Raw genomic sequence first — 12,452 nt, 5'->3', positions numbered from 1 at the left:
TCCCACTCCTTTTGATATAGATGAAAACACTGAAGTATTGCCTAGCTTAAGGACGCTTTTGGGAATGCAATAACCATATTGGTGCCGCTACAATTTGTTGTTAACCTCCCCAATACCCAAGTAGATCGAGGACCCCATGAGCGAAACTCCAATCGACTCCAGCAAGCGGACGTGGCTGATCGCGTCCGGATGCGCTGGTGCGGTGGGCGGCGTGGCGACGGCCGTTCCCTTTGTGAGCACTTTCCAGCCTTCCGAGAAGGCGAAAGCCGCGGGCGCCGCGGTCGAGGTGGACATCTCTGCTTTGAAGCCGGGCGAGAAGATCACGGTGGAGTGGCGTGGCAAGCCGGTGTGGATCGTCAAACGCACGCCCGAGCAACTGGCAGGGCTGCCGGGGCTCGATGGCCAACTGGCCGACCCGAAATCCGAGCGCAAGCCCAGCGAGCTGACGCCCGAATACGCCCGCAACGAGGCCCGTTCGATCAAACCCGAGATCCTGGTGGCCGTCGGCATCTGCTCCCACCTGGGGTGCTCGCCCTCCGACAAGTTCGTGCCGGGTGCGCAACCCTCGCTGCCCGACGACTGGAAGGGCGGCTTCCTGTGCCCCTGCCATGGCTCCACGTTCGACATGGCCGGCCGCGTCTTCAAGAACAAGCCCGCGCCCGACAACCTCGAGGTGCCACCCCACATGTACCTGTCGGACACCAAGCTCCTGATCGGTGAAGACAAGAAGGCCTGAGGGAGACGCACATGGCATACCGCGAATTCAAGGACATCTCCCCCAACGCCTCCACCGGCGCCAAGGTCACCAACTGGTTCGAGAACCGCTTCCCCACGGCCTTCGACGCCTACCGCGTGCACATGTCGGAGTACTACGCTCCGAAGAACTTCAACTTCTGGTACATCTTCGGCTCGCTGGCCCTCCTGGTGCTGGTGATCCAGATCGTCACCGGCATCTTCCTCGTGATGCACTACAAGCCCGACGCCGCCAAGGCGTTCGAGTCCGTCGAGTACATCATGCGCGACGTGCCCTGGGGCTGGCTGATCCGCTACATGCACTCCACGGGGGCTTCGGCGTTCTTCGTGGTGGTGTATCTGCACATGTTCCGCGGGCTGCTTTACGGCTCCTACCGCAAGCCGCGCGAGCTGGTCTGGATCTTCGGTTGCGCGATCTTCCTGGCGCTCATGGCCGAGGCCTTCATGGGCTACCTGCTGCCCTGGGGCCAGATGTCGTACTGGGGCGCGCAAGTGATCGTGAACCTGTTCGCGGCCATCCCCTTCGTCGGTCCTGATCTGGCCCTGCTGATCCGCGGTGACTACGTGGTGGGCGACGCCACGCTGAACCGCTTCTTCAGCTTCCACGTGATCGCCGTGCCGCTGGTGCTGCTGGGCCTGGTGGTCGCCCACTTGCTGGCGCTGCACGACGTGGGTTCCAACAACCCTGACGGCATCGAGATCAAAGGCCCGAATGCGCCCAAGGACGAACACGGCCATCCGCTGGACGGCATCCCCTTCCACCCGTACTACACCGTGCACGACATCTTCGGCGTGTGCGTGTTCCTGTTCATCTTCTCGGCCGTGGTGTTCTTCGCGCCAGAGTTCGGCGGCTACTTCCTGGAGTACAACAACTTCATTCCCGCCGATCCGCTGAAGACGCCCGCCCACATCGCCCCCGTGTGGTACTTCACGCCGTTCTATTCCATGCTGCGTGCCATCACCAGCGAAATGATGTACGCACTGATCGCCTGCGTGGTGTTGGCGGCCGGCCTGGGCGTCGTCAAAGGCAAGCTGCCGGCCTTCATCAAGGGCGCGGTGGTTCTCGCTGCGGTGGTGGCCATTGCCCTGATGCTCTCCATCGACGCCAAGTTCTGGGGTGTGGTGGTGATGGGTGGCGCAGTCATCATTCTGTTCTTCCTGCCTTGGCTCGACATGAGCCCGGTGAAGTCCATCCGCTACCGCCCGAGCTGGCACAAGTACCTGTACGGCATATTTGTCGTCAACTTCGTGGTGCTGGCTTATCTCGGGGTGCAGCCACCCTCGCCGATCGGTGAGCGCGTGTCGCAGGTGGGAACGCTGTTCTATTTCGGTTTCTTCCTGCTGATGCCGTGGTGGAGCCGCCTCGGCACGCCCAAGCCGGTGCCCGATCGTGTGACCTTTGCTGCGCATTGAGCTGGAGAGAACAACAATGAAGAAGATCATCCTCACGTTGGTGGCTGCGCTGACAGTCGCTGCAGGTGCACATGCAGCGGAGGGCGGCATCGCCTGGGACAAGGCGCCCGGCAAGGTGACCGACACGGCATCGCTGCAGAATGGCGCCAAGCTGTTCGTCAACTACTGCCTGAGCTGCCACTCGGCATCGTCCATGCGGTTCAACCGTCTGCAGGACATCGGGCTGACCGAGCAGCAGATCAAGGACAACCTGCTGTTCACGACGGACAAGGTGGGCGAGACCATGAAGGCCGCCATCGACCCGCGCCAAGCCAAGGAGTGGTTCGGCGGCAACCCGCCCGACCTGTCCGTGATCGCGCGTTCGCGCGCCGGCCACGGTGGCACAGGATCGGATTACCTGTACACCTTCCTGCGGACTTTCTACCGCGACGACACCAAGGCCACGGGCTGGAACAACCTCGCCTTCCCTAGCGTCGGCATGCCGCACGCCCTGTGGCAACTGCAGGGCGATCGCCGCCCGGTGTTCGAAGAGCACGAGAGCCACGGCCACAAGACGCAGGTCTTCAAAGGGTGGGAACAAGTCTCGGCTGGTACCATGACGCCCTTGCAATATGACCAGGCTGTGGGTGATCTCGTCAATTACCTGCAGTGGATGGGCGAGCCGGCGCAAAATACGCGGGTTCGCGTAGGCGTCTGGGTGCTGATTTTCCTCGGCATCTTTACTGTCATTGCCTGGAGGCTGAATGCGGCCTTCTGGAAAGACGTCAAGTAACCGCTAGACTTCTCTGCCGCGCCGCAAGGCGCGGTTCAGCTTGTACAGAGTGGGCGCGACAGCGCCCACTCTTTTGATTTTTAGGAGCCTCCCACCATGATGGTGCTTTATTCGGGTACGACTTGCCCCTTCTCCCATCGCTGCCGCTTCGTCCTGTTCGAAAAGGGCATGGACTTCGAGATCCGCGATGTGGACCTGTACAACAAGCCCGAAGACATCAGCGTGATGAACCCTTACGGCCAGGTGCCCATCCTGGTGGAGCGGGACCTGATCCTGTACGAGTCGAACATCATCAACGAGTACATCGACGAGCGCTTTCCCCACCCCCAGCTGATGCCCGGTGACCCAGTGGACCGCGCCCGTGTGCGCCTGTTCCTGCTCAACTTCGAGAAGGAACTGTTCGTTCACGTGAACATGCTGGAGTCGCGCGCTGCCAAGGGCAACGAAAAGGCCCTGGAAAAGGCCCGTTCGCATATCCGTGACCGCCTGACGCAGCTGGCGCCCGTGTTCCTGAAGAACAAGTACATGCTGGGCGATAACTTCTCCATGCTGGACGTCGCCATCGCGCCCCTGCTCTGGCGCCTGGACTACTACGGCATCGACCTCAGCAAGAACGCTGCACCGCTGCTGAAGTACGCCGAGCGCATCTTCTCTCGCCCGGCCTACATCGAAGCGCTCACGCCCTCCGAGAAGGTCATGCGCAAGTAATGATCCTTCCCCCTCTCTCCCGATCTGCATGATGAACGCCCAGGACTCCACCTCCACGCGCCCCTACCTCATCCGGGCCTTGTACGAGTGGTGCACCGACAATGGTTTCACCCCATACGTGGCGGTGCGCGTGGACGGTTCCGTGCAAGTGCCGCGCGAATACGTCAAGGACGGTGAAATTGTCCTCAATGTCAGCTATGACGCGACCAGCGCTCTGCAGCTTGGCAATGACTTCATCGAGTTCAAGGCGCGTTTCGGCGGCAAGCCGCGGGACATCATGGTGCCTGTCAGCCACGTCATCGCCATCTATGCGCGGGAGAATGGGCAGGGCATGGCTTTCCCGCCTCCGGCGGAGCGCGTGCTCGATGATGGAGCCGTGGTTGAGGAGTTGTCGCCGGCTGCGGTGTCTGACGCCAAGGCCGACGCCGAAGTCGGGGAGGTGGAAGCGTCGTCCGCCTCCGAGCGCGTGATGCAATTGGTGCCCGTGGAGGGCGAGAGCGGGGACTCGGGACCAGACGGACCGCGCCCGCAACCCCCGTCGGGTGGTGCCCGTCCGTCCCTCAAGCGCGTCAAGTAAGGGGGCTGCGCCAAGCAGCCCGTTGCGCAATGGCGGCTAGAATGCTGCCTTCGCCGATTTAGCTCAGTTGGTAGAGCACCCGCCTTGTAAGCGGAAGGTCGTCAGTTCGATCCCGACAATCGGCACCATCTTCTCCCTCGCCCCCTCGCTTGAGTGCATGGCCCTCTTGGCTCATGTTTGAATTTTCAGACGAATGGCGTTAATCTCCCAGCCCCGGCTTCTCAGGTGGGCCTCGAAGGCAGGCAGCAACTGCCGCACCTTGGCGGCGGCGGCGTTGCTTTTGACCAGCAGGCACCAGGTCGTGCCCTCGATGGGGCCGGCCTGAATCGAGGGCCGCAGCGACGGCGGAATCAATCGCTCGATCGCCTTGAGGCGATCGCTGGAATCCCGGGTCAACGATGCAAGGACAGCCAGGGTCGGCGATTCCTGCGTGGCCTGCTGCAGCGTGATGGCGTGGTGGCGGCGGTTCATGACATGGCGCCAACAGGCGTGGAGTAAACCTAGTGCATGTGATTATTACGGACGCGCGCCTGGCCCGCAGCCGGGCCATCCATCTTTCCGGTGCGCGTTTGCTGGCGGTCGGCCTGCTTCTGTCTCTGGTCCTGATGCTGGTGGCCGCCGGGCTCTACCATCTGGTGTTCCTCAAGGGCGCGCGTGAGGGCTGGCCCGTCGTCGGTTCGCTGGTCCGCCTCGTCGTGCAGGACGAGTTCGATGAACGCGACCGCTTCATGCGTGCCAACCTCGACGCCATGGCCCGCAAGGTCGGCGAGATGCAGGCCCGCGTCATGCAACTGGAGTCGCTGGGTGACCGGGTGATGGGGCTCGCCGGCATGCCACCCGTCAGTTCTACCAAGCCCCCGGGCCAGGGGGGCGCGCTGGTGGCCAGCCATTCGCTGAGCATGGAGGAACTGAACCGCACGCTCGCGGCGCTGGAACAGGTGACCAGCCAGCGGGTCGATCTGATGACCGTGGTCGAGTCCCGGCTCTTCGATCAGCGCATCCGCAAGAACATGGTGCCCAGCCAGGCTCCGGTCTTGGGGCGTGATATCGGGTCGACCTTCGGCTGGCGCATCGACCCGCTGACAGGGCAGTCCGCATTGCACACCGGGCTGGACTTTCCGGCAGACACGGGAACGGCGATCCTCGCCGCCGCTGGCGGCATGGTGGTGACCCAGGAGTTCCACCCCGCCTACGGCAACATGCTCGAGGTCGACCATGGCAACCAGTTGATCACCCGGTATGCCCATGCTTCCAAGACCCTGGTCAAGCGCGGGGATCTGGTGCGGCGGGGCCAGAAGATCGCCGAGGTGGGTACGACAGGCCGTTCCACCGGGCCGCACCTGCATTTCGAGGTGTTGGTGGAAGGGGTTCCCCAGGATCCGCAGAAGTTTCTGATGGCCCAGGGCGACGGCAACGCCGCACGGGTGGCGCAGGCGGGCGGGACGTCGCCCCGGGTACCTGCCCAGACCGCAGCAGCAGGCAGGTAAAATCTTTCGTCCGGGCTTCCGAATCCGCGCGTCGCACCGCTTGCAACGCCGGCGAAGGGCCTCATCTGAATTCACTTCTTTCTTAGGGATTCTGGTCGTGCTGCTGCCTTGGGGCGTGTAGCACGGTCCTGTTCGCATGGCCACCAACTTCCTCACCAAACTATTCGGCAGTCGCAACGACCGTCTGCTCAAGCAATACCGCAAGACGGTCGCTCGCATCAATGCGATGGAGCCGGAATACGAGAAGTTGAGCGACGAGGCCTTGCGGGGCAAGACGCAGGAATTCAAGGAGCGCGTGGCGAAGGGCGAAAGCCTGGATGAATTGCTGCCCGAGGCTTTCGCGGTGGTGCGCGAAGGTTCCAAGCGCATCATGAAGATGCGCCACTTCGACATGCAGTTGCTCGGTGGCATGTCGCTGCACTACGGCAAGATCTCGGAAATGCGCACGGGCGAGGGCAAGACGTTGACGGCCACGCTGCCCGTGTATCTCAATGCACTGTCCGGCAAGGGCGTGCACGTGGTGACGGTCAACGATTACCTGGCCAACCGCGATGCCCAGTGGATGGGTCGGCTGTACAACTTCCTGGGGCTGAGTGTCGGCATCAACCTGCCGCAAATGCCGCGCGAAGAGAAGCAGGCGGCCTATGGCGCTGACATCACGTACGGAACGAACAACGAGTACGGCTTCGACTACCTGCGCGACAACATGGTCTACGAGACCGGTGACCGGGTCCAGCGGGGCCTGAACTACGCCATCGTGGATGAGGTGGACTCCATCCTGATCGACGAAGCACGTACGCCTCTGATCATCAGCGGCCAGGCAGAAGACCACACGGCAATGTACGTGGCCATGAACAAGGTCGTGCCCTTCCTGGTCCGCCAGGAGGGCGAGGCCGACCCGCGTACGGGCGAGGGCGTCACCAAGCCGGGCGACTTTACGCTGGACGAAAAGACCCACCAGGTGTTCCTGACCGAGCAGGGCCATGAAACCGCCGAGCGCCTGCTGGCGACCCATGGGCTCATCGCCGAAGGCGCCTCGCTCTACGATCCGGCCAACATTTCGCTGATGCACCACCTGTATGCGGCGCTGCGGGCCAACCACCTGTACCACCGCGACCAGCACTACGTCGTGCAGCAGGGCGAGATCGTGATCGTGGACGAGTTCACCGGCCGCCTCATGGCAGGCCGCCGCTGGAGCGATGGCCTGCACCAGGCCGTGGAAGCCAAGGAAGGCGTGGAGATCCAGGCCGAGAACCAGACCCTGGCGTCCATCACGTTCCAGAACTACTTCCGCCTGTATGCCAAGCTGGCCGGCATGACCGGTACCGCTGATACCGAGGCCTACGAGTTCCAGGAGATCTACGGCCTGGAGACGGTGGTGATCCCCCCGAACCGGCCCAGCAAGCGCGACGACCAGCTGGACCGCGTGTACAAAACCACGCGCGAGAAGTACGAAGCCGCCATCAAGGACATCCGGGAGTGCCACGAGCGTGGGCAGCCCGTGCTGGTGGGCACGACGTCGATCGAGAACTCCGAAATCATCGATCAGCTGCTGCAGCAGGCCGGCTTGCCGCACCAGGTACTCAATGCCAAGCAGCATGCCCGCGAAGCCGACATCGTGGCCCAGGCAGGACGCGTGGGCATGATCACCATCGCCACCAACATGGCGGGTCGTGGCACCGACATCGTGCTGGGCGGCAACATCGAGAAGGCCGTGGAGGCCATCGAGACCGACGAGTCGCTGGACGAGGCAAGCAAGCAGGCGCGCATTGCCGAACTGCGTGCCCAGTGGAAGATCGACCACGAGAAGGTGCAGGCCCTGGGCGGCTTGCGCATCATCGCCACCGAGCGCCATGAGTCCCGCCGCATTGACAACCAGCTGCGCGGTCGCTCGGGCCGCCAAGGCGATCCCGGCTCTTCGCGCTTCTACCTGAGCCTGGACGATTCGCTGATGCGCATCTTCGCCGGCGATCGCGTCAAGGCGATCATGGACCGCCTGAAGATGCCCGACGGCGAAGCCATCGAGGCCGGCATCGTCACGCGCAGCATCGAATCGGCGCAGCGCAAGGTCGAGGCGCGCAACTTCGACGTGCGCAAGCAACTACTTGAGTACGACGATGTCGCCAACGACCAGCGCAAGGTCATCTACCAGCAGCGCAATGAAATTCTGGACGCGGCGGACTTGTCCGAGCTGATCGCGGCGATGCGCGACGACTGCCTGACCGACGTGGTGCGCCAGTACGTGCCGGCCGAATCGGTGGAAGAGCAGTGGGACATCGCTGGCCTGGAGAAAGTGCTCGCGGAAGAGTGGCAACTGGTCCTTTCGCTCCAGCAAGAAGTGCAGGCCGCCGATGCGATCACGGACGACGAGATCCTGGAGCGTGTGCTGACTGTGGCTCGGGAGTCCTTCGATGCCAAGGTGGCGCAGGTGGGCGAGGCGAACTTTACGCAGTTCGAGCGCATGGTGCTGCTGCAGACCTTCGACTCCAACTGGCGCGACCACCTCAGCGCGCTGGATTACCTGCGCCAGGGCATCCATCTGCGCGGCTATGCCCAGAAGCAGCCCAAGCAGGAATACAAGCGCGAGGCGTTCGAGTTGTTCCGTCAGCTGATCGACCAGGTCAAGACGGGCGTGACCAAGGTCCTGATGACCGTGCAGGTGCAGTCCAGCGCCCAATTAGAAGAGGCTGCAGAGGCCCTGGAGAGCCGCGGCGAGAACATCGCCAACGTGACCTATAGCGCACCGACCGAGACCGGCGAGGTGGAAACCACTGCTGAAAGCCAGCCGGCAGGCGATGCGAACGGCGCCCGAGTGGGCCGCAATGATCCCTGCCCGTGCGGCAGCGGCAAGAAGTTCAAGCAGTGCCACGGCAAGCTGGCCTGATACCTTCCTTCTCGACACACACGGGCTGCGGCCCGTGTGTGCTTTTTGCAGGCCGTCTTTGACCGGCGGTCCCTCATTTGCAAGGAACACTCCTTATGCCCGTGAATCTTTCCGCCCCCATCGCTTCCGACCTGCACCCCATTGCCGGCGTCCGTATCGGTGTGACCGAGGCCGGCGTGCGCAAGGCGCAACGCAAGGATCTGACAGTCTTCCTGCTGGACGAAGGCGCTAGCGTCGCGGGTGTGTTCACCAAGAACCGTTTCTGCGCCGCACCCGTGCAGGTGTGCCGGGAGCACCTGCAGGCCGCGCAGGGGGTGCGGGCCATGGTGGTCAACACCGGCAATGCCAACGCCGGAACCGGCGCGGATGGCCTGCAACGCGCACGCGTCACCTGCGAGGCGCTGGCCGCGCAACTCGGCATTGCGCCGCAGCAGGTACTGCCGTTCTCCACGGGCGTCATCATGGAACCGCTGCCGCACGACCGGATCGCCGCTGCCCTGCCGGCCGCGCTGGCCGATGCGCAGCCTGCGCACTGGGGGCGCGCGGCGGAGGGCATCATGACCACCGATACGCTGCCCAAAGCCTTCAGCACGCAGGTGCAACTGAGTGGGGGTGCCACGGTATCCATCACCGGCATCTCGAAGGGCGCTGGCATGATCCGGCCCAACATGGCCACGATGCTGGGCTTCCTCGCGACGGATGCGAAGGTCGCTCCCGCGCTGGTCCAGCAACTGGTACGTGATTTGGCGGACCAGTCGTTCAACCGGGTGACGATCGACGGTGACACGTCGACCAATGATTCCTTCGTGCTGGTCGCCACGCACCGCGCGGACCATGCCGAGATCACCTCGCTGGACAGCGCCGATGGCCAGGCGCTGAAGGCCGGCCTGCTGGAAGTGGCGCAAAAACTGGCCCAGGCCATCGTGCGGGACGGCGAAGGCGCCACCAAGTTCATCACCGTGCGCATCGAGGGGGGCAAGACCGATGAGGAATGCCGCCAGGTGGCGTATGCGATCGCGCATTCGCCGCTGGTCAAGACGGCGTTCTTCGCCAGCGATCCGAACCTGGGGCGCATTTTGGCGGCCGTCGGCTATGCGGGCATCGAGGACCTGGACCAGTCCAAGATCGACCTGTTCTTGGACGATGTGCATGTGGCCGTGCAGGGCGGGCGCAATCCTGCCTACCGCGAAGAGGACGGCCAGCGCGTGATGAAGCAAAGCGAGATCACGGTGCGCGTGGCGCTGGGCCGCGGCGACGCGGTCGACACCGTGTGGACCTGCGATCTCAGCCACGATTACGTGACCATCAACGCGGACTACCGTTCTTGAACACCCGCGAGCAGCCATGAACGCGCAGTTCGAACACCTGATGGCACGCGCCGAGCAGTTGATCGCGCGCATCGAAGCCGTATTGCCGCAACCGCTGGCGGCACCCGACTGGTCGGCCGCCGTCGCCTGGCGCTACCGCAAGCGCAGCAGCGGCCACGGCGTGCTGGAGCCCGTGCGCCATGTCGCGGGCATGCAGTTGTCGGATCTCAAGGAGATCGACGCGCAGAAGGAGAAGATCCAGCGCAACACGCAGCAGTTCGTGGAAGGCAAGCCGGCCAACAACGTGCTGCTCACGGGCGCCCGAGGCACTGGCAAGTCGTCCCTGATCCGGGCCTGCCTGCACACCTATGCCGACCAGGGCCTGCGGCTCATTGAGGTGGACAAGGCCGACCTGACGGATCTGCCCGACATCGTCGAGGTCGTTGCCGGCCGGGCGGAGAAATTCATCGTTTACTGTGACGACCTGAGCTTCGAGGATGGCGAGGCGGGATACAAGGCGCTCAAGTCGATCCTCGACGGCTCGATCGCTGCCGCTACGCCCAACGTGCTCATCTACGCCACGAGCAACCGCCGCCATCTGCTCCCGGAGTACATGAAGGAAAACCTCGGCTATACGCATACGGCCGACGGCGAGGTTCACCCCGGCGAGGCCGTGGAAGAAAAAATCTCGCTGTCGGAGCGCTTTGGCCTGTGGGTGAGCTTCTATCCTTTCAGCCAGGAGGAGTACCTCACCATCGTCGCGCAATGGTTGTCCGCACTGGGCGCGGAGCCCGATGTGATCGAAGCGGCGAGTCCGCAGGCGCTGGTATGGGCGCTGGAGCGGGGTTCGCGCAGCGGCCGTGTGGCCTACCAATTCGCCCGCGATTTCGCCGGCCGGCGCGGGCTGATGACCTGAAGACGGCGCCAGGGGCTCCGCGGTTGCGGGGCGCCTCGCCGTTGTCCGCGCTGCCGCCGGCAGCGCCGATTGATCCATGACCACCATGACGAAGAACGTTGAACAGCCGCAAGACGGCCCCTCCGGTGCGCCCGCCGCACCTGCCACGCGCAAGCACACCGAGGTCGCTGTCGGCATCCTCATCCGGGCCGATGGCGCGCTGCTGTTGTCCACCCGCCCTGCGGGCAAGCCCTACGCCGGGTACTGGGAGTTCCCAGGGGGGAAGATCGAGGGCGATGAAAGCGTGGAGCAGGCGCTGCGCCGGGAGTTGATCGAGGAACTGGGCATCACCATCGGGCAGGCCCAGGTCTGGAAGGTGACCGAGCACGATTACCCGCATGCCCTGGTGCGGCTGCACTGGTGCAAGGTCCATGCGTGGACGGGTGAGTTCGAAATGCGCGAAGGCCAGACCATGGCTTGGCAAGCGTGGCCTGTGCAGGTCAAGCCCGTGCTGCCGGGCGCCTATCCGGTGCTGGAATGGCTTGCGGAGGAGCGCGGTGAGGCCTTCGACCCGACCGTGCTGGAGTAGTGCAAAATTGATAGCGCCTTGCGCTTTTCCTGCAAGGGCTAGCGGCCGTTTCGGCTAGAAATGGCGTCAGGGTAGATGCCGCGGATCCCCGAACTCCGCGTCTTCAGGCGGGGCTTCCGTGGGCATGCGGAACTCCTCGCTGGCCCAGGCGCCCAGGTCGATCTGCTTGCACCGCTCGCTGCAGAACGGCCGGAACCGGTTGGCGGGGCTGTACAGGCTGGGGCCGTTGCAGGTCGGGCACTCGACCCATTTCTCGGCGTCGGAGGGGACGCGTTTGCTTGCGGTGCTCATGTCTGTCCGCCCGCGCTCATGCGCACAGGGTGAGCTCGAACGCGGCGTCGTCGGCGCAGGGGTGCAACCGGCCGGACTCGGCCTCCTGCCGCATCAACCGAACGGAAACGATCAACCGGTTGCCGCTGATTTCGGGTATCACGTTCAGCGCCGGGTCGATGCGCAGCCGCAGCAGCTGAAACGTTCGCCCCTGGGGCAGGTTCTGCTGGAACTGTCCATGGTCGGCTGCGATCTTCTGCGGCACACCCGAGTCGCGCAGCAGCTTGAGCAGCACATAGATGGCCTCGGCCAGCGGTGCGAGGGTGGATGCCCAGGTTTCCAGATCGCGCTGGCGCAGTTCGGGCGCATGGTGCTGCCACGCGTAGTAGGCGGGCAGATCGAATCCGCAGGTGCCGCCAGGAATGCCGACGCGGCTGCGGATGCTCATCAGCCATTCGTTTTCGGTCAGTGGCTGGCCGGCCTTGCCGTTCTGCGTATTGAGTGCGGTGAAACAGCGGTCCAGCTGTGCGATGACGCTGTCGAGCGCAGCTTCTGAGATGGAGGGATTGCCTCGGTAGCTGTCGAGCTGGTGCTTGTGCTTTTCCAGGTCCTTGAGCACGTCGGACTTCAGGTCTGCGCGTGCCGCCACGTCCATGATCTCGAAGATCGTCACCAGCGCGTAGTGGTGGTCCAGGGCGTGGATGCGCGGAATCAACTCCCCCAGTCTGCGGAACAACTGCTCCAGACGCAGATAGGTTCTCAGGCGTTCGTTGAAGGGGTATTCGTAAAGGATCACG

At 63.7% G+C, this 12,452-nt stretch carries 13 protein-coding genes and 1 tRNA gene; 11 read left to right on the top strand and 3 right to left on the bottom strand.

Going from position 1 to position 12,452, the window contains the following annotated elements; all coding sequences use genetic code 11:
* Window positions 1-136: 136 nt before the first annotated feature.
* The 6 genes from petA to QE399_RS01320 all read left to right on the top strand — a co-directional run bounded on the left by petA (window position 137) and on the right by QE399_RS01320 (window position 4,351).
* Window positions 137-736, top strand: coding sequence for a ubiquinol-cytochrome c reductase iron-sulfur subunit (gene petA / locus QE399_RS01345; RefSeq protein ID WP_309825552.1), 600 nt, complete (start codon window positions 137-139; stop codon window positions 734-736).
* 11 nt (window positions 737-747) lie between these two features.
* Window positions 748-2,166, top strand: a complete 1,419-nt coding sequence (locus QE399_RS01340) for a cytochrome b (protein WP_309825551.1) — start codon at window positions 748-750, stop codon at window positions 2,164-2,166.
* Between the two features lie 16 nt (window positions 2,167-2,182).
* Window positions 2,183-2,938, top strand: coding sequence for a cytochrome c1 (locus tag QE399_RS01335; protein ID WP_309825550.1), 756 nt, complete (start codon window positions 2,183-2,185; stop codon window positions 2,936-2,938).
* A 96-nt stretch (window positions 2,939-3,034) separates the two neighbouring features.
* Complete coding sequence (locus QE399_RS01330) at window positions 3,035-3,646, top strand: glutathione S-transferase N-terminal domain-containing protein (RefSeq protein ID WP_309825549.1); 612 nt, start codon at window positions 3,035-3,037, stop codon at window positions 3,644-3,646.
* A 31-nt stretch (window positions 3,647-3,677) separates the two neighbouring features.
* Window positions 3,678-4,223 (top strand): ClpXP protease specificity-enhancing factor, encoded by a 546-nt coding sequence (locus QE399_RS01325; protein ID WP_309831889.1) that lies wholly within the window; start codon window positions 3,678-3,680, stop codon window positions 4,221-4,223.
* A 52-nt stretch (window positions 4,224-4,275) separates the two neighbouring features.
* Window positions 4,276-4,351: transfer RNA gene (locus QE399_RS01320), tRNA-Thr, on the top strand.
* A 43-nt stretch (window positions 4,352-4,394) separates the two neighbouring features.
* On the opposite strand, the gene QE399_RS01315 is transcribed toward QE399_RS01320, so the two are convergent.
* Entirely contained in the window at window positions 4,395-4,694 is a 300-nt protein-coding gene (locus QE399_RS01315) for a hypothetical protein (RefSeq protein WP_309825548.1), read from the bottom strand.
* A 32-nt stretch (window positions 4,695-4,726) separates the two neighbouring features.
* Between QE399_RS01315 and QE399_RS01310 the strand changes: the two genes are divergently transcribed.
* The 5 genes from QE399_RS01310 (at window position 4,727) to QE399_RS01290 (ending at window position 11,385) form a co-directional block, all read left to right on the top strand.
* Entirely contained in the window at window positions 4,727-5,710 is a 984-nt protein-coding gene (locus tag QE399_RS01310) for a M23 family metallopeptidase (protein ID WP_309825547.1), read from the top strand.
* Window positions 5,711-5,846: 136 nt separating this feature from the next.
* Window positions 5,847-8,594: a preprotein translocase subunit SecA gene (secA, locus tag QE399_RS01305; protein WP_309825546.1), complete on the top strand. Its 2,748-nt coding sequence runs from the start codon at window positions 5,847-5,849 to the stop codon at window positions 8,592-8,594.
* Between the two features lie 95 nt (window positions 8,595-8,689).
* Complete coding sequence (argJ, locus tag QE399_RS01300) at window positions 8,690-9,922, top strand: bifunctional glutamate N-acetyltransferase/amino-acid acetyltransferase ArgJ (RefSeq protein ID WP_309825545.1); 1,233 nt, start codon at window positions 8,690-8,692, stop codon at window positions 9,920-9,922.
* A 16-nt stretch (window positions 9,923-9,938) separates the two neighbouring features.
* Window positions 9,939-10,817, top strand: coding sequence for an ATP-binding protein (locus QE399_RS01295; protein WP_309825544.1), 879 nt, complete (start codon window positions 9,939-9,941; stop codon window positions 10,815-10,817).
* Between the two features lie 85 nt (window positions 10,818-10,902).
* On the top strand, window positions 10,903-11,385 hold the full coding sequence (locus QE399_RS01290; protein WP_309825543.1) for an NUDIX domain-containing protein: 483 nt from the start codon (window positions 10,903-10,905) through the stop codon (window positions 11,383-11,385).
* A 66-nt stretch (window positions 11,386-11,451) separates the two neighbouring features.
* On the opposite strand, the gene QE399_RS01285 is transcribed toward QE399_RS01290, so the two are convergent.
* Complete coding sequence (locus QE399_RS01285; RefSeq protein WP_309825542.1) at window positions 11,452-11,676, bottom strand: DNA gyrase inhibitor YacG; 225 nt, start codon at window positions 11,674-11,676, stop codon at window positions 11,452-11,454.
* Window positions 11,677-11,692: 16 nt separating this feature from the next.
* Window positions 11,693-12,451, bottom strand: a complete 759-nt coding sequence (zapD, locus tag QE399_RS01280) for a cell division protein ZapD (RefSeq protein WP_309825541.1) — start codon at window positions 12,449-12,451, stop codon at window positions 11,693-11,695.
* Window position 12,452: the final 1 nt, after the last annotated feature.

Origin of the sequence: Paracidovorax wautersii, assembly GCF_031453675.1 — a bacterium.
GTDB lineage: Bacteria > Pseudomonadota > Gammaproteobacteria > Burkholderiales > Burkholderiaceae_C > Paracidovorax.
Note: the sequence above shows the minus strand (reverse complement) of the source record. Positions and strands in the feature narration are given on the sequence as shown.

What these genes read in the sequence shown, in the direction of transcription:
- petA (WP_309825552.1), top strand. Translation starts at nt 137, where the DNA reads ATGAGCGAAACTCCAATCGACTCCAGCAAGCGGACGTGGCTGATCGCG.
- QE399_RS01325 (WP_309831889.1), top strand. Translation starts at nt 3,678, where the DNA reads ATGAACGCCCAGGACTCCACCTCCACGCGCCCCTACCTCATCCGGGCC.
- argJ (WP_309825545.1), top strand. Translation starts at nt 8,690, where the DNA reads ATGCCCGTGAATCTTTCCGCCCCCATCGCTTCCGACCTGCACCCCATT.
- QE399_RS01315 (WP_309825548.1), bottom strand. Translation starts at nt 4,694, where the DNA reads ATGAACCGCCGCCACCACGCCATCACGCTGCAGCAGGCCACGCAGGAA.
- QE399_RS01340 (WP_309825551.1), top strand. Translation starts at nt 748, where the DNA reads ATGGCATACCGCGAATTCAAGGACATCTCCCCCAACGCCTCCACCGGC.
- QE399_RS01335 (WP_309825550.1), top strand. Translation starts at nt 2,183, where the DNA reads ATGAAGAAGATCATCCTCACGTTGGTGGCTGCGCTGACAGTCGCTGCA.
- QE399_RS01295 (WP_309825544.1), top strand. Translation starts at nt 9,939, where the DNA reads ATGAACGCGCAGTTCGAACACCTGATGGCACGCGCCGAGCAGTTGATC.
- QE399_RS01330 (WP_309825549.1), top strand. Translation starts at nt 3,035, where the DNA reads ATGATGGTGCTTTATTCGGGTACGACTTGCCCCTTCTCCCATCGCTGC.
- secA (WP_309825546.1), top strand. Translation starts at nt 5,847, where the DNA reads ATGGCCACCAACTTCCTCACCAAACTATTCGGCAGTCGCAACGACCGT.
- QE399_RS01290 (WP_309825543.1), top strand. Translation starts at nt 10,903, where the DNA reads ATGACGAAGAACGTTGAACAGCCGCAAGACGGCCCCTCCGGTGCGCCC.
- QE399_RS01285 (WP_309825542.1), bottom strand. Translation starts at nt 11,676, where the DNA reads ATGAGCACCGCAAGCAAACGCGTCCCCTCCGACGCCGAGAAATGGGTC.